Raw genomic sequence first — 26,660 nt, forward strand, 5'->3', positions numbered from 1 at the left:
ACATGTCCAAAACCCCACAAACCCTGCCGCGTGACAGTGCAACGTTCACCCCGGAAATCAGTGCGGAAATTCGCCGTGCGGCGGATACCGGCATCTACGACATTCGTGGCGGTGGCGCAAAACGTAAGGTACCGCATTTCGATGATCTGCTGTTCCTCGGCGCTTCAATCTCGCGCTACCCGTTGGAGGGCTACCGCGAGAAATGCGACACGACCGTCACGTTGGGCGCGCGCTTTGCGAGCAAGCCGATCGTTCTGAAAACGCCTGTCACGATTGCGGGTATGTCGTTTGGTGCGCTGTCCGGTCCCGCGAAAGAAGCGTTGGGACGCGGGGCGACGATGGCGGGCACCTCTACCACGACTGGCGATGGCGGGATGACGGACGAAGAGCGCGGCCATTCGGAAAAGCTGGTTTATCAGTATCTTCCGAGCCGCTACGGGATGAACCCCGATGATTTGCGCCGTGCGGATGCGATTGAAATCGTGGTGGGCCAAGGGGCGAAGCCGGGCGGCGGCGGGATGCTTTTAGGTCAGAAAATTACCGAGCGCGTTGCAGGTATGCGCAATTTGCCGGTTGGGATTGATCAGCGGTCTGCGTGTCGTCACCCTGATTGGACAGGCCCTGATGATCTGGAAATCAAAATTCTTGAAATCCGTGAAATCACCAATTGGGAAAAGCCGATCTATGTCAAAATCGGTGGCGCGCGCCCCTATTACGATACCGCCTTGGCGGTGAAAGCGGGGGCGGATGTTGTCGTTCTCGACGGGATGCAAGGCGGGACTGCGGCCACGCAAGATGTGTTCATCGAGCATGTCGGCCAGCCGACACTTGCGTGCATTCGCCCCGCCGTCAAAGCTTTGCAAGACCTCGGGATGCACCGCACTGTTCAATTGATCGTCTCGGGCGGCATCCGGTCGGGCGCAGATGTGGCGAAAGCTTTGGCGCTCGGTGCGGATGCGGTGGCTATCGGCACGGCGGCCTTGATCGCCTTGGGCGAAAATGACCCCAAATGGGGCGCGGAATATGCGGCGCTTGGCACCACGGCGGACGCGTATGACGACTGGCACGAGGGTAAAGACCCAGCCGGAATCACCACTCAAGACCCGGAATTGATGAAACGCCTCGATCCGGTAGAAGCTGCGCGCAAGCTGCGAAACTACCTCGCGGTGCTGACGCTCGAATGTCAGACGATCGCGCGCGCTTGTGGCAAAAGCCATGTCCATAACCTTGAGCCGGAAGATCTTTGCGCCCTGACGATCGAGGCGGCGGCGATGGCGGGCGTGCCTTTGGCAGGCACGAACTGGATCCCCGGGCAAGGCGGGTTCTGACCCTCTCACAATACGATGGCGCGGCACAGACCGCGCCACATTTCCACAACAGGGAACTTGGATAAATGACCGATCTGGCGGAATATGCCCGCGAAAAGGGCGTTAAATACTTCATGATCTCCTACACGGATCTGTTCGGCGGCCAGCGCGCCAAGCTGGTTCCGGCGCAGGCGATTGCTGAAATGCAAGAAAACGGCGCCGGCTTTGCAGGGTTCGCGACCTATCTTGATCTGACCCCTGCGCATCCTGATATGCTTGCTGTGCCGGACGCCTCTCGCGTTATCCAACTGCCGTGGAAGCCCGAGGTCGCGTGGGTGCCTGCCAATTGCGTGATGGAGGGCGAGGGCGTGGCCCAAGCGCCGCGAAATGTGCTGGGGCGGCTGATTAAAGAGGCCGCTGATATGGGCCTCACGGTGAAAACCGGGATCGAGGCGGAGTTCTTTTTGCTCACGCCGGAGGGGATGGAAATCTCTGATCCGATGGATACCGCATCGAAGCCTTGTTATGATCAACAGGCCGTTATGCGCCGTTATGATGTGATCGCAGAAATCTGTGATTACATGCTGGAGCTTGGCTGGGAAGCCTATCAAAACGACCATGAGGACGCGAATGGCCAGTTCGAGATGAACTGGAAATATGATGAGGCTATGGCCACCGCCGACAAGCATAGCTTCTTCAAATTCATGGTCAAATCGGTCGCCGAGAAGCACGGTCTGCGGGCGACTTTCATGCCCAAGCCGATCATGGGTCTGACCGGAAACGGCTGCCACGCGCATATCTCGGTTTGGGATCAAGACGGCAATAACGCCTTCGCAGATACGACCAAAGAGTTGGGTCTGTCGGACAGCGGCCGCACCTTCTTGGGCGGGATTATGAAACACGCATCCGCCTTGGCGATGATCACCAATCCGACCGTGAACAGCTACAAGCGTATCAACGCGCCGCGCACGATTTCCGGCGCGACTTGGGCGCCCAATAGCGTCACTTGGACCGGCAATAACCGCACGCATATGGTTCGTGTTCCAGGGCCGGGCCGGTTTGAATTGCGCCTGCCTGATGGCGCGGTGAATCCGTATTTGTTGCAAGCGGTTATCATTGCCGCGGGGCTGTCGGGCATGAAATCCAAAGCCGATCCGGGCAAGCGTCATGATATCGATATGTATAAAGACGGGCATACTGTCACCGATGCGCCGAAGCTGCCGTTGAACCTTCTTGATGCGATCCGGGCCTATGACGCGGATGAGGTGCTAAAGGAAGCAATGGGCACGGAATTCTCAAACGCGTTCATCAAGATGAAAAAGCAGGAATGGAATTCCTACACATCGTTCCTGTCGCAATGGGAGCGCGACAACACGCTCGATATCTAAAAATTTCGGCCGTCCGTTTTGTATGCGCAAGCGCCATGGCGCTGCTGCGTGTCACAGGCGGGCGGCCTAGCACGTTGAAATCACGGGGCGCGATTGTCACTGCATGGCCATCGCGCGAACGGATCGCGGCTGTCCGCCATATGTTTTGCGGTAGGAGTTTGAGAATCCTGCGGCCGACGAAAATCCCGTCATGAATGCTATTTCGCCAATGCTGAGGCGGGACGCCTCAAGCAAGCCTTTCGCAGTCTTCAACCGGATCGAAAGGTAGGTCTGCATCACAGACCGGCCGATTGACTGGCTGAATTGTCTTTGCAACTGGCGCGATGAGATCCCCACCAATGTGCTGATCTGATCGAGGTCAAGCGGGTCCGCGATATGGCTCTCCATCAATTCAAGCGCTTCTGCGACAGAACGCGACAGCGGGCCATACCTTGCTTCGACGCTGGCTTGTTGCGGGGCGTCGGCCACGCGAATTTCCGTTTGAATGAACCAATCGCTGATACGCTGAGCAAAATTGACGCCGTGTTCTGCGGAGATCATTGCGTGCATCATGTCGAGAGGCGCGGTGCCCCCTGCGCAGGTAAAACGATCCCGATCGATGACATAGAGGCGTCGCTCCAGTGAGAACCGGTCTGATTGTGCCCGTAAATCGTCGAGGTGATGCCAATGCACGGTGAACCTGCGGGCTTCCATGAGGCCTGCGCGCGCCAACACCGCACTGCCGCCTGAAATACCGCCCAACGCGACGGCGTTTCGATCCAATTGGCGCAGCCAGGTAAAGAGCGTTTGGTCGCGCACGCGCAGGGGATCCCCCCCCGCGACCACGAAGACAATATCGAAATCAAGCGCGTGATCCCCAATCGCCGTCGTCTCGATGAATGCGGGCAGCGACGATCGCACCGGACCACCGTGGAGAGATAAAGGGACAATCTCATAGAGCGGTGTTTTCGAAAACAGGTTCGCCGCGCGAAGAGGCTCCATCGCGGCAGAGGTACTCATCATTGCGAAACCATCGATCAGGAAGAACCCAATTTTGCGCATCTGACCAAGTGACCCTTTATTGAAAGATAATGTCTCTTTTTTGAAAGATATGTCATGAGCTGCGTGATTAAAACAAAGAAGTAGAACAAGGAGTCACAGGATGCGGTTTTCCGGCTTTCGCGTTATCAAAGAGGCCCTTACGGGGCATCATGGCTGGAAACCGCTTTGGCGGAACCCTGAGCCGCAGGCAGCGTATGATTATATCATTGTTGGCGGAGGCGGACATGGCTTGGCGACGGCCTACCACCTTGCGAAGGTGTTCAAGGGCAAGCGTATCGCAGTGCTTGAAAAAGGCTGGTTGGGATCCGGCAATATCGGGCGGAATACCACGATCATCCGCTCAAACTATCTGCTGCCGGGCAATGAGCCCTTTTATGAGTTTTCCATGAAACTCTGGGAGTCGATGGAACAAGAATTCAACTTTAACGCAATGGTGAGCCAGCGCGGTATTTTGAACCTTATCCATTCCGACGGCCAGCGCGACGCCTATCGGCGCCGCGGCAATGCTATGTTGTTGGCGGGCGCGGATGCTGAACTGCTGGATACGGCCGGCGTTCGCGCGATGTATCCGTGGCTCAATTTCGATAATGCGCGCTTCCCGATTAAGGGCGGTTTGCTGCAACGGCGGGCGGGCACGGCGCGCCACGACGGCGTTGTTTGGGGCTATGCTCGGGGCGCAGATTTGCTGGGCGTCGACATCATCCAGAACTGTGAAGTGACTGGTTTCCGGATCGAGCAAGGTCGTGTGCAGGGTGTTGAGACCTCGCGCGGATATATTGGCGCGAAGAAAGTTGGCGTCGCGGTTGCAGGGTCTTCGGGCAAGGTGATGGCGATGGCGGGGATGCGCCTACCGATCGAGAGCCACGTCCTGCAGGCGTTCGTGTCTGAGGGGCTCAAGCCGGTTATCGACGGGGTTATTACCTTCGGCGCGGGGCATTTTTATGTCAGCCAGTCGGATAAGGGCGGTTTGGTGTTCGGCGGCGATATCGACGGATACAACTCCTACGCACAGCGCGGCAATCTCGCGGTGATCGAGGATGTCGCGGAAGGCGGAATGGCGTTGATGCCCGCTATCGGGCGCGCGCGCTTGTTGCGCGCTTGGGGCGGAATTATGGATATGTCGATGGATGGGAGCCCGATCATCGACCGCACGCCAGTTGAGGGCCTCTATCTGAATGCGGGTTGGTGCTATGGCGGGTTCAAGGCGACGCCAGCATCGGGTTACGCCTTCGCGCATCTGCTCGCGACCGACACCCCGCACGACACGGCGAAAGCTTACAGGTTGGATCGTTTCAACCGCGGTTATGTCATCGACGAAAAAGGGGTTGGCGCGCAGCCAAACCTTCACTGACGCGCGCTGCTCGTTGAATTTTCTCGCTCTATTCAAGGCTAGATCATGCTTATTCCTCATCCGCTTCTCGGCCTGCGCGACGCGCAAGAATTTACCTATCTCGGCGATGCAAATTTGCTCAACCGTCCCGACGGCATGGCGGAAGACGCCCCCGATCGGTTTTACGACTATGTCTATCTGCGCGACAATCCGGCGGGGGTTCACCGCGAGCTATGGTTCCATGAGCAGGGCGATCGGAGCTGGCTGATTGTGACGCGCAACACGGTGACGCATGAAATTCTGGGCGCGGAACTGGCGCGTGATGTCGCGCTGGCGAACCGTGGAGGTGTACAATGACACGGCTGACAGGGGGTCTGATCGACCGCAATACCACGCTGAATTTTACCTTCGACGGGCGCTCCTTTACCGGTCATGCGGGCGATACGCTTGCATCGGCGCTTCTGGCGAATGATGTGCGTTTGATGGGGCGGTCGTTCAAGTATCACCGTCCGCGCGGTGTGGTTGCGGCGGGCTCGGAAGAACCAAATGCGATGGTCGAGCTGCGCAGTGGTGCCCGCCAAGAACCCAACACGCGCGCAACGATGACAGAGCTGTTTGACGGGTTGACCGCGAAAAGCCAGAATCGCGTCGGGTCACTGAACTTCGATCTTCTGGCGGTGAATGATCTGATGTCGCCCTTCTTCGCGGCGGGATTTTATTACAAGACCTTCATGTGGCCAAAGGCGTTTTGGGAAAAACTCTATGAGCCGATGATCCGCCGCGCGGCGGGGCTGGGCTCGTTGTCAAAGCTGGCTGATCCGGATGACTACGACAAGGGATTCTTGCATTGTGATATCTTGATCGCAGGGGGCGGCGCTGCCGGTTTGGCGGCGGCACTGACGGCGGCGCGCTCGGGTGTTCAGGTCATTCTGGCCGATGAGGATTGGCGTTTGGGCGGGCGGCTTTTGGCGGAAAGCCACGCGCTCAATGACGCGCCTGCCACCGATTGGATCGCGCAAGTCGAGGCCGAACTGGCGAGCCTGCCGAACGTGCGGATCATGCGGCGCACAACAGTTTTCGGGGCATTCGATCACGGTGTCTACGGCGCGGTGGAGCGGGTCGGAGATCACCTCGCTAAGCCTGTCAATGGGCTGCGCCAGACCTTGTGGCGGATTACAGCGAAGCGCACCGTTCTCGCCTCGGGGGCAACCGAGCGGCATATTCCTTTCGCCAATAACGACCGCCCCGGCGTGATGTTGGCGGGGGCAATGCGCGCCTATGCCAATCGTTATGCAGTGAGTGCGGCGCAAACGGTGGCGATCTTTACCAATGGCGATGACGGGCATCGCACGGCGCTGGATCTGGCGGCGAAGGGGGTGACAATTGCGGCGGTCATCGACACTCGCGAGGGTGCGAAAGCGCAAGGCGACTACCCGCTTTTCTCCGGATCTGTCGTGAGCGATACGAAGGGCCGTCTCGGTTTGACGCAGATCGCGGTCACGCGCGACGGGCAGACGACTTGGGTCGAGGCCGGTGCCCTTGGCGTGGCAGGCGGCTGGAACCCGAATGTGCATCTTGCGAGCCATCATCGTGGACGTCCCGTTTGGAATGACGATTTGCAGGCGTTCTTGCCAGCCGCGAATGCGGTTCCGGGTATGATCGTTGCTGGGGCCGCAAACGGACAAGGATCGACCTTCAAAGCCCTCTCGTCAGGCGCTCATGCGGCGATGGATGTGCTCGGCGGGCTTGGAGCACGTGCGGCACTGCCGGATCTGCCACGCGCCGAAGATGCGCCGCAAAGCCAATCCGCCTTCTGGCATGTCGGAGGAAAAGGCCGCGCTTGGGTTGATTTTCAAAACGATGTGACTGTGAAGGATATCAAGCTCGCGCATCAGGAAAATATGCGACCGGTCGAGCATCTTAAGCGCTGGACCACGCTTGGTATGGCGACAGATCAGGGCAAGACCGCGAATGTCACCGCGCTGGCAGTGATGGCCGAAATATCGGGCCAATCCATTCCGCAAACCGGAACGACTATTTTCCGGCCACCCTACACGGGTGTCTCGCTGTCGGTGCTAGGCGGCGGCGACACGGGGGCGCATTTCCGCCCTCGTCGTTTGACACCAACCCATTCGTGGGCGGCTGAACAAGGCGCTGTCTTTGTCGAGGTTGGCCCGTGGATGCGCGCGCAATATTTCCCGCGCAAGGGCGAAACCCACTGGCGCGAGACGGTGGATCGCGAAGTTCTCGCGACCCGTGCGGGCGTGGGTCTGTGCGATGTCACAACCCTCGGGAAGGTTGACGTTCAGGGCGCGGATGCGGGCAAGTTTCTAAACCGGATTTATGCCAATGCGATGGGCAGTTTGAAGGTCGGGATGGTCCGCTACGGCTTGATGCTGCGCGAGGATGGACAAGCCTTCGATGATGGAACCTGCGCGCGGCTGTCGGACGATCATTACGTCGTCACCACAACGACGATGCAGGCTGGGCCAGTCTATCGACATATGGAATTTGCGCGACAATGCCTGTGGCCAGAGCTTGATGTGCAATTGATTTCGACGACGGATGCTTGGGCGCAGATCTCCGTTGCCGGCCCCAATGCGCGCCGCCTGCTGGAGCGTGTCGTGGACGGGTTTGACCTGTCGAATGATGCCTTCCCATTCATGGGCTGCGCAGAGTTGACGGTTTGCGGCGGGCTTCGCGCGCGGCTGTTCCGGATTTCGTTCTCAGGTGAGTTGGCCTATGAAATCGCCGTCCCCGCGCGGTTCGGCGCCGCTTTGATGGCGCGGATGGTTGAGCGCGGTGAGGATCTCGGCGCGACGCCTTACGGCACCGAAACCCTCGGCGTTTTGCGGATCGAAAAGGGTCACGCCGCGGGCAATGAACTGAACGGCCAAACCTCGGCGCAAATGCTGGGCATGGGCAAGATGGTCAGCACCAAGAAAGACAGTATTGGCGCGGTTATGAGCCGCCGCGAGGGGCTGGCCGCCGAGCCGCGGGTTCTGGTCGGGTTCCAGCCGGTTGATCTCAATGACCGCGTTGCGGCGGGGATGCATTTGTTCACTGTCGATGAGGAACAGCGCACCGAGACGGATCAAGGGTGGATAACCTCTGCCTGCTATTCACCGCATGTCGGATCGATGATCGGGCTTGGTTACCTGTCGCATGGCCAAGATCGGATCGGCGAAGTCGTCATGGCCGTCAATCCGTTGGAGGGACAAAGCGCGGCGCTGCGTGTCGTGTCCCCGCATTTCGTTGATCCCGAAGGAGGGCGCGTTCGTGACTGATTTATCCCCGATGACGGCGCTTGGCGCTCAATCCGCCCGCCGTCAAACGCATGGCGTGTTGACGCTCACAGAACAAACTGACCTTGCGCTGGCGTCCCTCAGCCTGCGCCGTGGTAGCGTCCTGCCGACACCGTTCGGCTTGACGCTGCCCGATGTTGGGAAATGTACGGACGATTTGGCGGTTTCGGCCTTCTGGATCGGGCCTGATCAATGGATGGTCGCGGAGGCAGGGAAGGGCGATGTTGGCATCGCTCAGGCTCTTAAACGCGAGGCACCGGACTGTAGCGTGACGGATCAGACCGACGGGTTTGTCGCCTTCGAGATCACGTCGAGCGAGGGCGGCGCGCCGATCACGGCGGTGATGAGCAAACTCGTCAATTTGGATGCGGTAGCGTTTGTCCCCGGATGCGCGACCCGCACAGGATTGGAGCATATGTCCGTCTACATCCTTCGACGCGCTGAAAATACGCTTGCGGTGATCGGTATGCGGTCGCTCGCGGACACTCTATGGCATGCGCTCGACCGCGCCGCGTTCCATGCGCAGGGGAAGATACGATGACCGCTAAGCTTCTGGATGGAAAGGCTTTCGCAAAAGGCGTCAGTGCCGAGATCACCAAATCAGTTGCCTCATTGAAGCAACAAGGGATCACGCCGGGTTTGGCGGTGGTGCTGGTGGGCGAGGACGCGGCGTCGGAAGTTTACGTTCGCAATAAAGGCCTGCAAACCAAGGCCTGCGGGATGAATTCATTCGAGCACAAATTGCCCGCGCAGACCAGCGAAGCAGATTTGCTCGCGTTGATCGGGCGATTGAACGCGGATGCGTCTGTGCACGGCATTCTTGTGCAACTCCCCCTGCCATCGCATCTCAATGCGGATTTGGTCATCAATACAATCGATCCCGCGAAAGACGTTGACGGTTTTCATATTTCCAACGTGGGCCTTTTGGGCACGGGGCAACGGGCATTGGTGCCATGCACGCCCTTGGGGTGCTTGATGCTGCTACGAGATCATCTTGGCAGTTTGGCCGGGCTAAATGCCGTTGTTGTCGGGCGGAGCAATATTGTTGGCAAGCCGCTTGCGCAGCTACTGCTCAACGATAGCTGCACGGTCACGATTGCCCATTCGCGCACGCGCGATCTGCCGTCGATCTGTCGCGGCGCGGATATCTTGATCGCAGCGGTCGGTCGACCAGAATTGATCACCGCCGACTATATCAAACCCGGCGCGACGGTGATTGATGTTGGCATCAACCGTGTGCCTGCGGGCGATGGCAAGACGCGGCTTGTGGGGGATGTTGATTTTGCCTCGGTCAGCAAAGTTGCGGGGGCGATTACGCCGGTGCCGGGCGGGGTCGGGCCGATGACCATCGCTTGCTTGCTCGCAAACACGCTCACCGCATGTTGCCATGCGCATAACCTTTCGGAATCCGCGCTTTCCAGCGCGTCATGAGGATGTTGAAATGACCAAATACTGCCTGACGGTGACCTGTCCTTCCCAACGCGGCATTGTCGCTGCGATCTCGTCATTCTTGGCGACGAAAGGTTGCAATATTATTGACAGCTCGCAGTTTGACGACCTCGCGACCGATATGTTTTTCATGCGGATCGGGCTGGTGTCCGAACAGGGCGTATCGGAGGCGGAATTGCGCGAGGATTTCGCGGCTGTGGCGGCGCAATTCGGGATGGATTTTGCGTTCCATGACGCGGCCAAAAAGATGAAAGTCGTGATCATGGTGTCGCGGTTCGGGCATTGTTTGAACGATCTTTTGTACCGCGTGAAGATCGGCGCTCTGCCGGTTGATATCGTGGCTGTGATCTCGAATCACATGGATTATCAAAAGGTTGTGGTGAATCAGGATATCCCGTTCCACTGCATCAAAGTGACGAAGGAAAACAAGATTGAGGCGGAGGCGATGATCATGAAGGTCGTCGAGGATGCGGGGGCGGAGCTGATCGTTCTGGCGCGGTACATGCAGATTTTGTCGGATCAGATGTGCGCGAAAATGTCGGGGCGGATCATCAACATTCACCACTCGTTCCTGCCCAGTTTCAAGGGGGCGAACCCCTATAAACAGGCGTATGAGCGCGGCGTGAAGCTGATCGGCGCGACGTCGCATTACGTGACGGCGGATCTCGATGAGGGGCCGATTATCGAGCAAGACACGATCCGCGTGACCCACGCGCAATCGCCCGAGGATTACGTGTCGCTGGGCCGCGATGTGGAGGCGCAAGTCCTCGCCCGCGCCATCCACGCCCACGCCCACCACCGCGTTTTCCTCAATGGAAACAAAACGATCGTCGTCCCCGCCTCACCAGGAAGCTACTCCTCCGAACGCATGGGGTGAGGTAGATGAAAATTCGGCGCGCGCTCTGGCGTTCTGGCGCGCGCCTGCGCTATCCTTTGCTCCGGCGATGACCCGCCGTGCAAAGGATAGCCCGTGCCCCGTTCCCCAGTGCAAATCGACGCGAGCGTTGGCTCGACCGTGCGATACGTCATCGAGACGCTTTCGGCGCGGATCATATCGCGTGAATACGGTGTGGAGGAGCGCCTTCCGGCCGAACGTCAGCTTGCGCAAGATCTGGGCGTTGCGCGCAATACGGTGCGCGAGGCGCTTGATCAGTTGGAAGAACATGGCATGATCCGCCGCCGCGCCGGATCTGGTTCATTCGTGACCTATGATCCTGCTGGCGCGGGCGATTCTGCTTCTCCTGTTGCGGCGGAAACGGGGCCGCTTCAGTTGCAGGTGATGCGCGGAATTTTGGAGCCGGAAATGGTGCGCCTTGCGGTGATCTCCATGCCGCCGCGCGACATCGAGGCGCTTGGCGAGACGCTATCAAAAATGGAAGCAGTTCAGAGCGATGCGAGCGCATTCGTGCGTTTGGAGGAAGATTTTCATCGTCAGATTGCGGCGGGCACAGGTAATCCCCTGTTGGTGGCCTGCTACTCGCTGGTGATTGAGGCGCGGCGGCAGGCATTTCGCGCCGCGATGTATCGCCGCCACCTCACGCCCAGCCGAATTGCCGCGTATCAGCGTGGCTACAATGCCCTGTTCAATGCGATCGCATCGCGCGACATCGAAGCGGCCAGCGAATTTATGAAGCTGACCCTGATCGAAGATCAGAAGTTGTTGATGCAGTCGGATTGAGGGCTGCTGGGAGTCGCTGGTGCCACATCTGACCAAGATCCTCCATGTGGGCGCGCAACCGCTGACTGTTGCGATCAAGCCAGCCGCTGACCGAGCCAAAAGCCGCGATCCTTGCACGCCCGTTCTGGATCGTCACAACGGGCCAATCCCCGACGAGGGCATTGTCGAGCCCGAAGATATCTGCGCCGCTCCACCTTGCTGGGCCAAAGATATGCTGCATCTGCTGTGCGCGCTTCATTGCGGCAAGAACCGTAATTGGATCAATCGTATCGGCGATCTCCACCGCGCTGTGCCAGAGATCGAGGATGGACGCATATTCCCAACTCACCGCGCTCCATTGGTTCGGGAACTGACGGTTGTAGAGTTCGAAAAACGTTTTGGGCTGGCGGAAGAAGAACGCCGTATCGGCGAGCTTCGGATCATCAAAATCCGGAAACTGAAACGTATAGCGCGACATGAAATCGGCAGAGGTCCGCGCGATCAGGGTGGGGTAATCGTCCGCGGTGCAAGCCAGTATTTCACCGGTAAACCCTTGCGCGAAGGCGGCCTCGGTGAGGGCCTTGGCCATCGGGGGCGCGGAGGAGCACCAGCACAGCACATCCGGTGCCTCGGCCAGCATTGCGGCGACGATCCCGCGCGCGTCTTTGTTGTTCGGCGCATAGCGGATTTCTTTAATCCGGTCACGGCCTGCGGCATCAAATGCGGCGCGGTAAACGGCGAGCGAGGGCAAGCCGAGGCTATCGGTTTGGGAGCATAAGGCGACTTTGCGCGCTGCGGGGCGGTTCTGTGCGAGCCATTCGACGCCCGTCGCGTTGAACAGGGGGTGCACCTCGGCAGGGGCGATCAACGACGGCGTTTCGGGCGATAGATCGGAGGTCAACATCGTGGCAACCAACGCCTTACGTGCCATCAGATACGGCAGAGCGGGCGCAAAACTGTCGCCGCCCAAAGTAAGAAAGAGGCGCACATGCTGACGTTCCAACATATCGCGGGCGGCGGCTAGGGTGTGGTGAGCGCCAAGTGCACTATCTTGCGCGACGATTTCGATGCGGTGGCGGCGGCCGGTGACCATCAGCCCTCCGCGGGCATTGATGCCATCGGCCCAGATCCGGCAGCCGTCGAGACCCGGTTTGCCCCAAATTTCTTCTGCGCCTGAAAGTGGCGTCAGGAATCCTATTTTGATCGGGTCACGATCCTGCACACTGAGTCGCGGCAGTGAACCAGTGACGGCAAGATGCTGTGCGAGTGAAAACCTGCTCATATTTTCATCTATAACTGCTTTTATAAGAAGCGAAACGGCAAAATGTAGGAAAATTATATTCCCATAAAGAAAATAAGTTGACGCAAACCGCCCCTCTACCGCCTCATTGGTTCACACCGAATGTGCCAATTTGGGCAACTGGTCCGAACCAGTAGCGCAATCCGCACACACGCAGACGCAGGGGGCGAATATGACCAAACGAGTAGCCGTTATTGGCGCAGGGCCATCGGGGTTGGCACAGTTGCGGGCGTTTCAATCCGCCGCGCAGAAGGGCGCTGAGATCCCCGACGTGGTCTGTTTCGAGAAGCAATCCAATTGGGGCGGATTGTGGAATTACACTTGGCGCACCGGCGTTGATGAGAATGGCGAGCCGGTGCATTGCTCTATGTATCGCTACCTGTGGACCAATGGCCCGAAAGAAGGTCTGGAATTCGCCGATTACTCGTTTGAGGAACATTTCGGCAAGCAGATCGCTTCCTACCCGCCGCGCGCGGTGATGGTCGATTATATCGAGGGGCGCGTGTTGAAAGCGGGTGTCCGCGATTGGATCCGTTTCTCGACGGTGGTGCGCTGTGTTGAATTTGACGATGAGACCCAGAAATTTACGATGACCGTGCATGATATGGTCAACGACACGATGTATAAGGAAGTGTTCGATCATGTGATCGTCGCCTCTGGTCACTTCTCCTCGCCCAACGTGCCGGAATACCCTGGGTTTGAGACGTTCAACGGACGGATTGTTCATGCCCACGACTTCCGTGATGCGCGGGAGTATTCGGGCAAAGATGTGCTTTTGGTCGGGGCGTCTTACTCCGCCGAGGATATCGGATCGCAATGCTGGAAATACGGCGCGAAGTCGGTCACGACCAGTTACCGCTCGGCGCCGATGGGGTTTGATTGGCCAGAGAATTGGGAAGAAAAACCCGCCCTCGTGAGTGTCGAGGGCAAAACGGCGACCTTCATCGATGGCAGCACAAAAGACTTCGATGCGATCATCCTTTGCACGGGGTATAAGCATTATTTCCCGTTCTTGCCGGACGATCTGCGCCTGAAAACCAAGAACCGTTTGGCCACTGCCGATCTCTATAAAGGGGTCGCCTATGTCCATAATCCGGCGCTGTTTTATCTGGGCATGCAGGACCAGTGGTTCACCTTCAACATGTTCGACGCGCAGGCCTGGTATGTCCGCGATGTGATCATGGGGCGGATCGAGATGCCGACCGACAAGGCCGTAATGTTGGCCGATGTGGCCGAGCGTGAGGCCCGCGAGGAGGCATCGGACGATACCAAATACGCGATCAAATATCAGGGCGCGTATATCAAGGAGCTGATCGCAGATACCGATTACCCGAGCTTTGATGTGGATGGCGCTTGCGAGGCATTCTTTGAGTGGAAGGCGCATAAGGCCAAAGGGATCATGGGCTTCCGCGACAATTGCTACAAATCCCTGATCACCGGAACCATGGCGCCCAGGCATCACACACCTTGGAAAGATGCGTTGGACGACACGATGGAAGTCTACCTGCAAAACTGAGGGTCTCTTGTCCCTGATACTTCCTGAGGGGGCTTGTCCCCCGCTTTTTTAGGATAAACGGATGTTGCAATCTCCTCCTCCCGCGCTGTTTCGCGCAGGCCCACCGACCGCGACGCGCCCGCGCAGGGCGTTGGCGTTCGGGTCGGCGCTGACCGTCGCGGATGAGCGGCACATGGTCTCAGGCGGCGGGGTGATTGCGGTGCCGATTGCGGCGGGCGATGTCCTGAAAATCACCAATGACGAAGGCGGGCAGCCTTGTGAGATCATCGCAGCCCATCCCGACGGGCGGGTTGATTGCGGATTGCTGGGCGTGGCGGCGGATCGCGCGGCGGACGGGTTGCGCGCGGCGCTGGGATCACCTGCGGATGGGATGGCGCGGCTGCGTTTGGGTTTGGCGCGGCGCGGGATTGAGATTGGCGGCGCGCGGGCGATTGGCTTGTTTGGCGCGGCCTCGCGGGCGAATGAGGCGGTGTCATTCACCGCGCAGGGGGCGGGGCTGGTGCTGGTCTGCGCCCCCGCGGCGGTGATGAATTTCGAGGCGCAAGATACCGCGACGCCGTTGACCGTGTTGATCACGCGCAAGGAAAAGCGCGCGAAGGGGCGGTTTGCTTTGCCCGACCCTCTGGCCGATCCGCTGCAAGATCTGCGGATCGCGTCCTCCACCGCGCAGGCTTACCGCGTCAAAGCGGGCGATTATCTGCAAATCATCGATGTTGATGGCCGCCAATGCACCGATTTCCAATGTTTTGACGCGCGCAAACTGGATCGCGGCATCGCAAATCCGTTGGATGTGACGACCACGCGGACCTTGATGGGCCATGCCTATCCCAACCCCGGCCTGCATGCGAAATATTACGATCAGGATTTCACGCCGCTGGTCGAAGTAATCCAAGACACTTGCGGGCGGCATGATGCGTTCGCGATGGCCTGTGCGTCGAAGTATTACGACGATATCGGCTATCCCGGCCACGCCAATTGCTCGGATAATTTCAACGGCGCGCTGGAGGAGTACGGCGTGCCGGCCCGTGCGGGTTGGATGGCGGCGAATTTCTTCTTCAACACCGCGATTGATGCGCATGGCGTGATGATCGCGGATGAGCCGTGGTCCCGCCCCGGCGATTATGTCTTGATGCGGGCGCTCACCGATCTGGTCTGCGTCTCCTCGGCCTGCCCCGATGATACCTCGGCCGCGAATGGCTGGGACCCCACCGATATTCACCTGCGCACCTATTCCGGATCGGAGCGATTTTTGCGCGCCTCCGCATGGCGCGCCACCCCCGACGCGGAGCCGATCATGACCCGACAGAGCGCCTTCCATGACAAATTCGCTTCGCTGACCCACGATTTTGTTGAATATAAGGGCTTCTGGTTGCCCAATTCCTTCGCGCAAACCGATGCGGTGGAAAGCTATTGGGCCTGCCGCACGGGCGTGGTCGCGATGGATTTGAGCGCGCTGCGCAAATTCGAGATCACCGGACCGGATGCCGAGGCGTTGATGCAATGGGTGCTGACGCGGGATGTGAAAAAGCTGGGCGTGGGGCAGGTGGTGTATTCCGCGATGTGCTATCCGCATGGCGGGATGATTGATGACGGCACGCTGTTCCGGCTGGGCGCGCAGAATTTCCGTTGGATCGGTGGCTCGGATGAGGGCGGCGTTTGGATGCGCGAACAGGCGGAGGCGCTTGGGCTCAATGTGCTGGTGCGCTCCTCAACCGATCAGATGCATAACCTCGCCGTGCAAGGCCCGAACTCCCGCGATCTGATCGACGAGATCATTTGGACCCCGCCGCATCAACCTGCGATCAAGGATTTGGGCTGGTTCCGCTTCACCGTGGGCCGGATCGGCGGGGCTTCGGGCGCGCCAGTGGTGGTGTCGCGCACGGGGTATACCGGTGAGCTGGGCTATGAGATTTTCTGCCATCCCAAAGACGGCGCCGCCGTGTTTGACGCGGTGTTTGGCGCGCAGGCGGCGAAGGGCATCCGCCCGATGGGGCTTGCCGGTCTGGATTTGGTACGGATCGAGGCGGGGCTGATTTTCGCGGGCTATGATTTCTCCGATCAAACCGATCCGTTTGAGGCGGGCATCGGGTTCACCGTGCCGCTCAAATCGAAGGCCGATGATTTTATTGGCCGCGACGCGTTGATCCGGCGCAAGGAAACCCCCGCGCGCAAATTCGTGGGCTTGGAAATTGAGGGTCAGGACCCGGTCGCGCATGGCGATTGCGTCCGAATTGGCCGCGCGCAGGTGGGCGAGGTGTGCTCTGCGATGATATCGCCGCGCTCACGCACGGTGATCGCGCTCGCGCGGATTGATGTGGCGCATGCAGATGCGGGCACCGCGGTCGAGATCGGCCAGCTCGACGGACATATCAAACGGATCGCGGCAACCGTGGCAGGTGTTGCCCATTACGATCCGACGAAGGAACGCCCGCGGTCGTAAGCCGCGGCGGATGCCGTTCGGGAGACCGGCATGAGGCCATGATCAGAGACGCCAAAAGGCGCGGGGATTGGGGTTGGGAGGACTTAAAACGGGGCGAAAACGCCTTTCCACAAGCAACAGGGAGCTTTGACGTGGAACAAGACATAGTCTCATTGGCCGCAACGGTGGCCGAACTACAAGCGAAGGCGGGCGCAACGGGCACGATGCTGTCCGAAGTGTTCTATTTCCTAACGATCCCGCTCATGGTTCTCATCCATGTTGGATTTCTCGCCTATGAGATGGGGGCATCCCGCACCAAGAATGCGCTGGCCTCAGGGATTAAGAACATTCTCGCATTCGCGATGATTGTCCCTTTCTTCTACTTCGTTGGTTGGTGGGTTTACTGGGCCTTCCCGACAGGCATCGATTTGTCGGCAGGCCCTGCGGGCATCTCGGGCCTTGAATATGCCAATTCAATCGCCGCACCGTGGAGCCCGTATATGGGGCCGAACCTCGATGACCGCTCATCGGGCGTGTTCTGGGGCGCGTTTGTGATGTTCGCGGCAACCACGGCCTCGATCTTGTCGGGCGCGTTGATTGAACGTATCCGCCTCACAGGCTTTGTGGTTCTCGCGACGGTTCTGGGCGGGTTCGTCTGGATTTTGGCGGCGGCTTGGGGCTGGCATGCGGATGGCTGGTTGGTCACCAAATTCGGCTATCATGATTTCGGCGCGGCTGGCGTGGTTCACCTGATTGCGGGCGCGTTCACCTTGGGCGTTGTCATCAACCTCGGGCCACGTATCGGCAAGTTTAACGCCGATGGCACCGCTAACCATATCCCCGGCCATTCGATGCCAATGACCTTGATCGGCCTTATGCTGATCATCGCGGGCTTCTGGGGCTTCTTGATGGGCTGCGTCATTGTTCCGGGCGAAGCATGGAGCTGGTCGGGCCTGATCACCACCACGATCTACGGCACGCCAATGACGCTTTCGGGCATGACGTTCAACACGCTGATGGGCATGGCGGGCGGTATTATCGGCGCGTGGATGATTACCCGCGATCCGTTCTGGATGATGTCGGGCGCGCTTGGCGGGATCATTTCCTGCGCTGCGGGCTTGGATCTTTGGTATCCGCCGATGGCCTTTGTGATCGGCTTTATCGGCGCGGCGACGATGCCTTTTGTTGCCTCCTTCGTGGAGCGCCAGAAGATCGACGATGCCGTCGGAGCGGTTGCTGTCCACATGTATCTCGGGTTCTGGGGGGTGATGGCCGTTGGCATTGCCGCACAGGGGTATCCGGCACTTGCGGGCGAAAACGTGATCGAGACCTCCTTCTCCGGTCAGCTCGTCGGCGCGCTCGTTATGACGGCTTTGGGCTTCTTCCCCGGCTACGGGATCTCGTGGGTCCTCAAGGCGATGGGCCAGTTGCGCGTGCCAGCCGAGGCCGAAATTCTTGGCCTCGACAAAACTAAAGTGCCTGCTTCGGCCTATCCTGAAGCTTTGCATCCCACCGTCACACCGGCTGAATAAGCCATTGATTTGAAAGGAAAGACAGATGGAAGCACCATTTGAGGCCAACAGTTGGGACGGGATCACGGGCGCGATATATGCGGGCTTTGGGTCTGGCGAGATGTTCTGGATCGTCCTTTGCTATGCATGCGTCTTGGTCGCGATGATTTTGGGCTGGCGGCATGAACGCCACGCCTACACGGCCGCCAAAAACGGCAAGCATTGAAGCACCTTTGGGGCGCATGCGATGGCCTGCGCCCCACCCCCTCAAAACGCCGATAATAAGGAATAGACGATGACCGCATCTTGGAGATTCTCGGCACTGGCCGACCGCCACCGCGCGCTAGGATCAGCGCTTGAAGATTGGAGCGGGATGGGCACGGCGTGGTCCTATGACAAAGACCCGATCGAGGAATACCTCGCGATCCGCACCAAGGCGGGTGTGATGGATGTCTCGGGCCTCAAGAAATTGCATATTATCGGGCCGCATGCCGCCTATGTGATCGACCGCGCCACAACGCGCAATGTCGAGAAGCTGAAACCGGGCCGCTCGACCTATGCCTGCATGCTCAATGATGCGGGGAAATTTGTGGACGACTGCGTAATTTACCGGATGGGGCCGAACAGCTTCATGGTGGTGCATGGCGCGGGGCAGGGGCATGAGCAACTCACCATGGCGGCGCAGGGGCGCGATGTGATGGTGATGTTTGACGACAATCTGCACGACATTTCCCTGCAAGGGCCGATGGCGGTGGATTATTTGGAACCCCATGTCGCGGGCATCCGTGATCTTGCGTATTTCAGCCATATCCACACGACTTTGTTCGGCGCACCGGTCACGATTTCGCGCACCGGCTATACGGGTGAGCGCGGCTATGAGATTTTCTGCCGCGGGCAGGATGCGCCGATGATCTGGGATCGGATCGTCGCGGAGGGCGCCGATATGGGGATCATCCCGTGCCGGTTTACCACGCTCGATCTGCTGCGGTCGGAAAGCTATTTGCTGTTCTTCCCCTATGACAATTCCGAGAAATATCCGTTCGCGGATGAGGCATGTGGCGACACGCTGTGGGAGCTGGGCCTCGACTTTACCGTCTCGCCGGGGAAAACCGGTTTCCGCGGTGCGGAGGAGCATTATCGCCTTAAGGGCAAGGAGCGTTTCAAGATTTACGGCGTGCTGCTTGAGGGAGAGGAAGCGGCCGAGGAGGGCGCGCCGATCTTGCAAGACGGGGTCGAGGTCGGGGTTGTGACGATGGGCTTCTACAGCCCGCTCAATAAACACAACGTCGGCATTGCACGGATGCCGGTGGCCTGTGCCGTGGATGGCACGCCGCTCACGATCCGCAATTCCACCGGCGAGATCAAAGCCGTCGCCCATTCGATGCCGTTCTACGATGTCGACAAAAAACGCCGCACCGCCAAGGGGTAAGCCTGCGGACGACCGACGGGCAGGGGCGCCGGTAGAGTGCCCCGCCCTCCCATCAACAGGGATATGACCATGAGCAAAACGATTTTTACCCCTTCGATTTCAACGCGCCCGACATACGCCGATCTTGTTTCGCGCGGCAGTGCGCCTGCGTTGATATTGGCGGAGGGTTTGGGGGCAGAAGCGATCCTCGCTCTGACCGCGAGCGATGCGTCAGTGATGGATCAGGCGCATCTGATTTTCATTCCTAACGAGACAGAATTTGGCCCCCGATTGAGTGCGCTGCGGCCAAAGCAATACCATGTTGGGCCAAGCTATCCCGCGATCCTGACGCGATTTAAAAAGGCATTGCTGGATGCGCGGATGGGCACACAGCTTTATCTTGCAGGGTCGGAGGAGTTGATCGGCCTCGCGACCGCCGAGGCGTTGAGCGCTGGCTTGCCATTGGACGCTATTCAAGCGGAGCATCGAGGGGCGATTACCCGCCGGATGCAATGCGTGCATTGCAAGGGCGTGACATTGGGTGTCAGCACCGATCCGTTCAAGTGTAGCCATTGCGGCCTGACCCTGTTTGTGCGCGATCATTTTTCGCGCCGGTTGGGTGCCTTCCAAGGCGTTTGCGTGGATGCGGAAGAGCCGGGATGCGTTCCGCCCGAGCGGGGGATTTCAGCATGAGCAGTCAAGTCCTGAATGTCGCGGAGGTGCAACCGCTCACGCCACTGGTCACGCGATTTCGATTCACACATCCCGAGGGCAAGGCTCTGCCATTGTTTTCTGGTGGGGCGCATGTGGTCGTGGAAATGCCGGATGGCGATGTGCTGCGGCGCAATGCCTATTCATTGATTTCCGATCCGATGGATGGTTCGGGGTATGAAATCGCGGTGCGCCGTGAGGACGGGGGGCGCGGCGGGTCGCGGTTTATGCACCGTGTGCAAGTGGGCGACCAGCTTCGCATTGGCGCGCCGGTAAACCTTTTCGCGCTTGATCTGCGGGCGAAAAAGCATGTGATGATCGCCGGCGGCATAGGAATCACGCCTTTCGTCGCACAGCTTAAACAGCTTGCGAAAATGCCGATGCCGTTTGAATTGCACTACGCCGCACGGTCGCGCGCGGAGGCGGCAGGTATCGCCCTGCTTCCACACTCCCCGCATATTCATGTGCATTTGAGCTCTGAGGGCAATCGCCTCGATGTGGGCGCACTTTTGGCAAAGCAACCGCTCGGGACCCATGTCTACACGTGCGGCCCGAAGGGGTTGATTGATGCGGTGGCCGAGACGGGCGCGCGGTTTGGCTGGCCCAAGGCCGCTCTCCATTCGGAGGAGTTTTTGTCTCCGCCCGAGGGAGCCGCGTTTGATGTAACACTCGCGAAATCGCGCATGACTCTGACGGTCGGACCGCACCAAAGCCTGCTTGAAGCAATGGAAGCCGCGCAAGTGGATGCACCGTGGCTGTGCCGTGGTGGCGCGTGCGGGCAATGCGAAACCGATGTCGTGACGTGCGACGGGCATATTGAGCATCACGATCACTGGTTGTCGGACGCAGAACGCCACGAGCAACGAAAAATCATGCCCTGTGTCTCGCGCTTCAAGGGCAGCGCACTTGTTTTGGACAGATAGGGGGCCGGTATGACGATCCGATTTAACGATGAGACCTTCCGCGACGACTATACCTATACGAATTCGCCGCAGGCCATTGCGCGCTTTCCGTTCCCCTTCCCCGATGACACCTACATGTACTCGGTCAATATCGAACCGCATAAAGGGGGCCCGGAGGGCACGCCGTTCAATGTGCGGTTTGACGTAGACGAGCATTACGTCAGCGAGATGAAAGATCGCGCGATTACGCTGAACGATGATCCGCTTCGGTGCCAATCCTTGCCGCATATGACTTTGGCGGGATGGGATTTGCTAGAATTGATCATGGTGTGCAAATCGGAGGATTATCCAGATCTCTTCACGCTCACGCGTGACGGCGATCATTGGCATTGGATCAATCGCCCGATGGGCATCGAGCAACGCTTCACGTTTCTGGACGAAACTACCCTGCCGTGCGGCCCGATGGAGTACATAACGCGTCAGGCGCAGGGCGATTTCGCGCTGCTGGATCAACGCGAGGGCAACCTGTGGATGGATGCCGGCATGGTCACATCGCAGGCCGATTGGTCGCTCGATTTTGATATCGGGATGAATTTCTTTGAATGGCACGCGCCAGTGCCGCGCGCCAACGAGATGGGCGTGTTCCAGCGCGCGTTGAAATATCTTATGAATGTGCAGCAAGATAGCCCCGCGCGGCGCTTGAACTGGACGATGACGGTCAATCCGCGGTTGGACACAAGCCCCGAGAATTACCATAAATGGGGGCCGGAGAAGCGGACGATCACGCCCGAAACTGTCGGCGCGAAACAATATCTGCGGGTCGAGTTGCAGAGCTTCTGGCGGCTGCCGCGTTCAAACGCTCTGGTATTCCCGATCCGGTGCTACCTGATCTCGTTGGAAGATCTCGTGACCGTTCCAAAATGGGCGCGGCGGTTTCACCGCGTGATCCGCGATCTGCCCGAGGATATGGCAACCTACAAGGGTTTTGAGATCAATCGGGCCGTCATCGTCGAGTATCTGGCGCAGTTTGACGACGGGGCGGTAACGTCCCCCGGCACCTTTGCTGATTAATGCCTCCGTTTTGATGGCGGATACCCGTCATGTCTCAAGCCCTGCGCCTTTGACATGACGGGTGTTTATGTGGACAGCGTCCTCAGCTGCGCGCGATCCGGTTCAGGACGGCGACGAGGACGATGCCGTAGAGAACATGCCCGACGAGTGCGACCCATGTGATACCCGCGAAGCCGAGGAAGAACGGAAGCCCTGCGATGAGGGTAATGCCGCCGATCGCGAACACCCAAAGGCCGAAGCCGTAAATCGCGGATTGCAGAAATACACCGCCGCGATTTTTCATAACGGCTTGCCATACGGGCTTGAAGATCATCAGCCAGCCGATTGGATAGCCGATAAGCCCGACGATATAGAAGTGAACAAAATATCCGGCGAAGTCGCCGTTGGGCAGCCCAAATTTGCCCAACAGGCTTTTGGCGAGGCCGTGGGGCGACAAGGTGGCGAAGCCGAGCATCGGGCTGATGACTTGGCCCCAAAGGTCAAATGCGAGCGTGGCGATAAAGCCCGCGATGAACATCGAGCCGATGGTTTTTACTGATAAAGCTGACATTTTTAACTCCTAGTGCTGGTGGTGTTCGGGTAGCTCGCCGCTTGTTCTCTAAGCGAGTAAGATTAAAGAAATGCGCGATTCACGATTTTTGATCTCAGCCACAAGGGCGTGAAAATCGATGTGACGACGCTGGGTTCTCCCAACCCTAGACGCCGTTTCGAGCCGATTGCGAGCAGAAAAACGGATAAAAAATTTGTTTTTTCGAGGCCGTAACAATCAGTGTTTGGCGCACGAATGGGTAAGACGCAGCAAAAGGAAAATCGTATGTTCAAACACACTGCCCTTGCCTTCGTCTTCTCCGCAATCGTCTCTGGCGGCGCCATCGCCGGCGAACAATATATCGATCAAACCGGCTTTGCGGTGTCGGGATATGACGTGGTGTCCTATTTCGATTTGCCGCAATCCGATATTGGAACGCCGCAGCAATCCCCGTTGGTTGGCAAGGCCGAATTGACGCAAACGTATAACGGCGCGACGTTCGCGTTCGCGTCGGAGGAAAACCTTGCGCGTTTTCGGGCCGATCCTTCCGCCTTCGTGCCGCAGTATGACGGGCATTGCGCATTTGGCGTCGCAAAAGGCAGCAAGGTTCCTGCGAATCCAACGCTATGGCGTATTGCGGATGGTAAGCTATACCTTAACCTGAACGAGAAAGTTGCCCGCCGTTGGGAGAAGGATATTCCCGACTATATTGAAGATGCGCAAGAGGAGTGGTCCGATTTGGAACCTGAGAAGGCTTCGGATGACGCAATTCCCGATTTCACATCTCAAGCCCCTGTCGCGAACTGATCGCGCCTCTTATCTGGATTTGACGTGACGCAAGACACTTCATCATCTCACCAAACTGCGCAGGCTCTGAAAGGCCTGCGCGTCATCGATCTATCGCGCATCTTGGCGGGGCCGACGGCAACTCAACTGCTGGCCGATCTTGGCGCGGAGGTTATCAAGATCGAGCGCCCCTTTACCGGCGATGATACCCGTGGATGGGGGCCACCGTTCGTGCAAGATGCGGAAGGGGCCGATACCCGTGAGAGCGCGTATTACCTTTGCGCCAATCGGGGCAAGCATTCTGTCGCGCTCAATATTGCTGATCCGCGCGGTCAGGCGATTGTCCGCGATCTGGTGATGTCCGCCGATATATTCGTCGAGAATTTCAAACCCGGTGATATGGCGCGCTACGGTTTGGATTATGCGAGCTTGAGCACGATCAATCCGCGTTTGATTTATTGCTCGATTTCAGGCTTCGGGCAGACGGGCCCCAATGCCCATCGTGCGGGCTATGATTTCCTCGTCCAAGGCGAAGCAGGTTTGATGAGCCTCACGGGCGAAGCTGAGGGCCAGCCGATGAAGGCGGGTGTGGGGATCGCGGATCTGATGTGCGGCATGTATGCGAGCGTTGGAATACTGGCGGCGGTGCAAGCGCGGCATGAATCAGGGCGCGGGCAGCACATCGATATTTCGCTGATGGATGCCCAGATCGCGATGCTGGTGAATCAAGGGGTTGCCTATCTGACCGATGGTCAGGTGCCGCCACGCCGCGGCAACGATCACCCGACGATCGTGCCGTACGGAACATTTCCCGCACGTGACGGCGCGTTTATTCTCGCCGTCGGTAACGATGCGCAATTTGCGCGGTTCGTGACACAGGCGGGCGCACCCGGGCTTGCGACCGATGTGCGTTTTGCCACCAACGCGGCCCGTGTCAGGCACCGTGAGGCGCTCCTGCCGTTGCTCGCGACATTGACCGAGGGCCGCACAAAGGCTGAGTGGTTGGCAATTTGCGAGGCGCATACCATTCCTGCTGGCCCCGTGAATGATCTCGCGCAGGTCTTCGCGAGCGATCAGGTCGCGGCGCGTGAGATGCGCGTCCGGCTGCCGCATCCCCTCGCGCGTGAGCATCATGTCGATCTGATTGGCAACCCGCTCAAACTTTCGCAAACGCCTGTGCAATACCGCAAGGCCCCGCCTCGTTTGGGCGAAGATACGCAGAGCGTCTTGGCAAATATTTTGGGGCTTACGCCCGAAGATCTCCGCAGCTTAGCGGACGCTAAAGTTATTCAAGGATATCGTGAGACATGACAACAACCGGTGCAGATATCATTGGTCGGTCGCTGAGCGCCGCCGGTGCAACACATGCTTTTGGCATTCCGGGCGGGGAGGTTCTCGCCTTGATGGAAGGGCTGGATGCTGCAGGGCTGAAGTTCTTGCTGGTCAAGCATGAGAACGGTGGCGGTTTTATGGCCGAGGGCCATTGGCACATGACGGGTGCTTTGCCCGTTTTGGTGGCCACCCTTGGTCCTGGCGCGGCGAATGCAGTCAACGTCGTTGCCAATGCGATGCAAGATCGCGTGCCGATGATCTTTCTCACGGGGTGCGTGGATGCGGCCGAGGCCGAAACCTATACGCACCAAGTGTTCGATCATCAGGCCATGATGCGCCCGATCGTGAAGGGGAGTTTCCGGCTTGCGCATGGGGCAATCGGCGCAGGGATGGCGAAGGCGATCGCGCTTGCGACATCGGGCCAGCCGGGTCCTGTTCATGTAGATGTGCCGATCGGCGTGGCGGAAGGGCGGGCCGACGAAACCGTGGTTGTTCCAGCGCGCGCGGGGGATGTCGGATTGCCGCCGGTGAGCACGCTAAACGCAGCGCTTGAGGCCCTGAAAGGGGCGCAGCGGCCGATTGCTATCGCGGGTGTCGACGCGGTGAATGAGGGCGCGGCAGCGGCCGTTGAGAGCTTCTGCCGTGCGCATGACATCCCGCTGGTCACGACCTATAAAGCCAAGGGTTTGATCGACGAGTCCGACCCGCTTTGTTTGGGCGCGGCAGGTTTGTCACCCAAAGCCGACGGGATCATCTTGCCGCTGATGGCGCAATCGGATTGTATTTTGTTGCTAGGCTATGACCCGATCGAGATGCGGATCGGGTGGCGTGACCCTTGGAAAGATAACCAGACCATTATCGAGATCGCGCCCGTTGCGCGTACACACGGGATGCATAGCGCGACGCATCTTCTGATCGGCAGCTTGGCGGAAACGCTACCCGCGCTTTCGCATTCTACCTCGGCCCGTTGGCCATCCGGCGCGCCCGCAGAGGCACGAGATGCGTTGAAAAAGGCCTTCGCGCCGAAAGCGGACTGGGGTCCGCATCAGGTGTTTGCGACGTTCCGTGATGTGATGCCGTCCGATACTGTGATTACGGCCGACAGCGGGGCGCATCGTATTTTGGTCAGCCAGATGTGGGATTGCCCGATGCCGCGCGGGATGTTGCAATCATCGGGCTTGTGCACCATGGCCTGCGCGGTGCCACTGGCGGCGGGAGCGAAGCTGGGGCGGCCCGATGCGCCTGTCGTCGCATTTGTCGGGGATGCTGGCTTGGAAATGGGCGCGGGCGAGCTTGCATCACTGACGGCGCACGGCCTGCCGATTGTTATTTGCGTGCTCGTCGATGACAGCCTCTCGTTGATTGAGCTGAAGCAACGCGGCACAGGGCGCGCCAATCTGGGTGTGGATTTCGGCACAGATGCGCGTGGTGCGCCGCAAGGCACGGACTTTGCCGCATTGGCAAGGGCCTTTGGTGGCTACGGCGCGACCGTGCAAGACCAGCAATCGCTGCGGGACGAAATTGCGGCGTCGATGTCGCGCGATTGCTTCACGTTGATCGCCGCGCGGATTCCGCGTCGGGCGTATGACGGAGCATTCTGATGCGTTTTGGTGGTGTGTGGTTTGGGTCAATCAGAAAGTTTTTCGAATTTGGTCTGTAACAATTTTTACCCCTGAAACGAAGATTAAGATGTCGTCC

23 protein-coding genes are annotated in these 26,660 nt (G+C 58.9%); 20 read left to right on the plus strand and 3 right to left on the minus strand.

Annotated features, from left to right (window positions below; translation table 11 throughout):
* The first annotated feature begins 2 nt into the window (after window positions 1-2).
* Together SJY32_RS01915 and glnT are read left to right on the plus strand one after the other, a co-directional pair.
* Complete coding sequence (locus SJY32_RS01915; RefSeq protein ID WP_376870922.1) at window positions 3-1,328, plus strand: FMN-binding glutamate synthase family protein; 1,326 nt, start codon at window positions 3-5, stop codon at window positions 1,326-1,328.
* Window positions 1,329-1,393: 65 nt separating this feature from the next.
* Window positions 1,394-2,695, plus strand: coding sequence for a type III glutamate--ammonia ligase (glnT, locus tag SJY32_RS01920; protein ID WP_376870925.1), 1,302 nt, complete (start codon window positions 1,394-1,396; stop codon window positions 2,693-2,695).
* A 96-nt stretch (window positions 2,696-2,791) separates the two neighbouring features.
* Here glnT and SJY32_RS01925 read toward each other — a convergent pair whose 3' ends face one another.
* Window positions 2,792-3,736, minus strand: coding sequence for a GlxA family transcriptional regulator (locus SJY32_RS01925; protein WP_376870928.1), 945 nt, complete (start codon window positions 3,734-3,736; stop codon window positions 2,792-2,794).
* Between the two features lie 100 nt (window positions 3,737-3,836).
* Here SJY32_RS01925 and SJY32_RS01930 point away from each other — a divergent pair, with 100 nt between their 5' ends.
* The 7 genes from SJY32_RS01930 to SJY32_RS01960 all read left to right on the plus strand — a co-directional run bounded on the left by SJY32_RS01930 (window position 3,837) and on the right by SJY32_RS01960 (window position 11,498).
* Entirely contained in the window at window positions 3,837-5,087 is a 1,251-nt protein-coding gene (locus SJY32_RS01930) for a sarcosine oxidase subunit beta family protein (RefSeq protein ID WP_376870930.1), read from the plus strand.
* A 45-nt stretch (window positions 5,088-5,132) separates the two neighbouring features.
* A complete protein-coding gene (locus SJY32_RS01935; protein WP_376870932.1) occupies window positions 5,133-5,423 on the plus strand; it encodes a sarcosine oxidase subunit delta in 291 nt (96 codons plus the stop codon).
* Window positions 5,420-8,353, plus strand: a complete 2,934-nt coding sequence (locus SJY32_RS01940) for a sarcosine oxidase subunit alpha family protein (protein WP_376870934.1) — start codon at window positions 5,420-5,422, stop codon at window positions 8,351-8,353. The genes SJY32_RS01935 and SJY32_RS01940 overlap by 4 nt, the downstream gene beginning before the upstream one ends.
* Entirely contained in the window at window positions 8,346-8,912 is a 567-nt protein-coding gene (locus SJY32_RS01945; RefSeq protein WP_376870937.1) for a sarcosine oxidase subunit gamma, read from the plus strand. Before SJY32_RS01940 ends, SJY32_RS01945 begins: the two co-directional genes overlap by 8 nt.
* A complete protein-coding gene (gene folD / locus SJY32_RS01950; protein WP_376870940.1) occupies window positions 8,909-9,802 on the plus strand; it encodes a bifunctional methylenetetrahydrofolate dehydrogenase/methenyltetrahydrofolate cyclohydrolase FolD in 894 nt (297 codons plus the stop codon). The genes SJY32_RS01945 and folD overlap by 4 nt, the downstream gene beginning before the upstream one ends.
* A gap of 10 nt (window positions 9,803-9,812) precedes the next feature.
* A complete protein-coding gene (gene purU, locus SJY32_RS01955) occupies window positions 9,813-10,697 on the plus strand; it encodes a formyltetrahydrofolate deformylase (RefSeq protein WP_376870942.1) in 885 nt (294 codons plus the stop codon).
* Between the two features lie 93 nt (window positions 10,698-10,790).
* Window positions 10,791-11,498 carry a FadR/GntR family transcriptional regulator gene (locus SJY32_RS01960; RefSeq protein WP_376870944.1) on the plus strand — a complete coding sequence of 236 codons (708 nt, stop codon included), beginning with the start codon at window positions 10,791-10,793 and terminating at the stop codon, window positions 11,496-11,498.
* Here the strand turns inward: SJY32_RS01960 and SJY32_RS01965 are convergent.
* A complete protein-coding gene (locus SJY32_RS01965) occupies window positions 11,446-12,759 on the minus strand; it encodes an ABC transporter substrate-binding protein (RefSeq protein WP_376870947.1) in 1,314 nt (437 codons plus the stop codon). The genes SJY32_RS01960 and SJY32_RS01965 overlap by 53 nt on opposite strands.
* Window positions 12,760-12,949: 190 nt before the next feature.
* Between SJY32_RS01965 and SJY32_RS01970 the strand changes: the two genes are divergently transcribed.
* The 8 genes from SJY32_RS01970 (at window position 12,950) to SJY32_RS02005 (ending at window position 22,315) form a co-directional block, all read left to right on the plus strand.
* Complete coding sequence (locus SJY32_RS01970) at window positions 12,950-14,293, plus strand: NAD(P)-binding domain-containing protein (protein ID WP_376870949.1); 1,344 nt, start codon at window positions 12,950-12,952, stop codon at window positions 14,291-14,293.
* A gap of 61 nt (window positions 14,294-14,354) precedes the next feature.
* Window positions 14,355-16,733, plus strand: coding sequence for a DUF1989 domain-containing protein (locus tag SJY32_RS01975; protein WP_376870951.1), 2,379 nt, complete (start codon window positions 14,355-14,357; stop codon window positions 16,731-16,733).
* A gap of 131 nt (window positions 16,734-16,864) precedes the next feature.
* Window positions 16,865-18,244 (plus strand): ammonium transporter, encoded by a 1,380-nt coding sequence (locus tag SJY32_RS01980; RefSeq protein ID WP_376870953.1) that lies wholly within the window; start codon window positions 16,865-16,867, stop codon window positions 18,242-18,244.
* A 25-nt stretch (window positions 18,245-18,269) separates the two neighbouring features.
* Window positions 18,270-18,449 (plus strand): hypothetical protein, encoded by a 180-nt coding sequence (locus SJY32_RS01985; protein ID WP_376870955.1) that lies wholly within the window; start codon window positions 18,270-18,272, stop codon window positions 18,447-18,449.
* A gap of 69 nt (window positions 18,450-18,518) precedes the next feature.
* Window positions 18,519-19,652, plus strand: coding sequence for an aminomethyltransferase family protein (locus SJY32_RS01990; RefSeq protein WP_376870957.1), 1,134 nt, complete (start codon window positions 18,519-18,521; stop codon window positions 19,650-19,652).
* A 69-nt stretch (window positions 19,653-19,721) separates the two neighbouring features.
* A complete protein-coding gene (locus tag SJY32_RS01995) occupies window positions 19,722-20,324 on the plus strand; it encodes a dimethylamine monooxygenase subunit DmmA family protein (RefSeq protein ID WP_376870959.1) in 603 nt (200 codons plus the stop codon).
* On the plus strand, window positions 20,321-21,265 hold the full coding sequence (locus SJY32_RS02000) for a PDR/VanB family oxidoreductase (protein WP_376870962.1): 945 nt from the start codon (window positions 20,321-20,323) through the stop codon (window positions 21,263-21,265). Before SJY32_RS01995 ends, SJY32_RS02000 begins: the two co-directional genes overlap by 4 nt.
* Before the next feature lie 9 nt (window positions 21,266-21,274).
* Complete coding sequence (locus SJY32_RS02005) at window positions 21,275-22,315, plus strand: DUF3445 domain-containing protein (RefSeq protein WP_376870964.1); 1,041 nt, start codon at window positions 21,275-21,277, stop codon at window positions 22,313-22,315.
* 82 nt (window positions 22,316-22,397) lie between these two features.
* On the opposite strand, the gene SJY32_RS02010 is transcribed toward SJY32_RS02005, so the two are convergent.
* On the minus strand, window positions 22,398-22,865 hold the full coding sequence (locus SJY32_RS02010; RefSeq protein ID WP_376870966.1) for a hypothetical protein: 468 nt from the start codon (window positions 22,863-22,865) through the stop codon (window positions 22,398-22,400).
* A 264-nt stretch (window positions 22,866-23,129) separates the two neighbouring features.
* Between SJY32_RS02010 and SJY32_RS02015 the strand changes: the two genes are divergently transcribed.
* Genes SJY32_RS02015 through SJY32_RS02025 form a run of 3 tightly spaced genes read left to right on the plus strand, consistent with a single transcriptional unit; the run spans window position 23,130 to window position 26,563 of the window.
* Window positions 23,130-23,651, plus strand: a complete 522-nt coding sequence (locus SJY32_RS02015; RefSeq protein ID WP_376870969.1) for a YHS domain-containing (seleno)protein — start codon at window positions 23,130-23,132, stop codon at window positions 23,649-23,651.
* Window positions 23,652-23,675: 24 nt separating this feature from the next.
* Window positions 23,676-24,941 carry a CaiB/BaiF CoA transferase family protein gene (locus SJY32_RS02020; RefSeq protein ID WP_376870972.1) on the plus strand — a complete coding sequence of 422 codons (1,266 nt, stop codon included), beginning with the start codon at window positions 23,676-23,678 and terminating at the stop codon, window positions 24,939-24,941.
* Window positions 24,938-26,563: a thiamine pyrophosphate-binding protein gene (locus SJY32_RS02025; RefSeq protein ID WP_376870975.1), complete on the plus strand. Its 1,626-nt coding sequence runs from the start codon at window positions 24,938-24,940 to the stop codon at window positions 26,561-26,563. Before SJY32_RS02020 ends, SJY32_RS02025 begins: the two co-directional genes overlap by 4 nt.
* Window positions 26,564-26,660 lie beyond the last annotated feature (97 nt).

This window comes from Albirhodobacter sp. R86504, from assembly GCF_042466415.1.
In the GTDB taxonomy this organism is placed as follows: Bacteria; Pseudomonadota; Alphaproteobacteria; order Rhodobacterales; family Rhodobacteraceae; genus Albirhodobacter.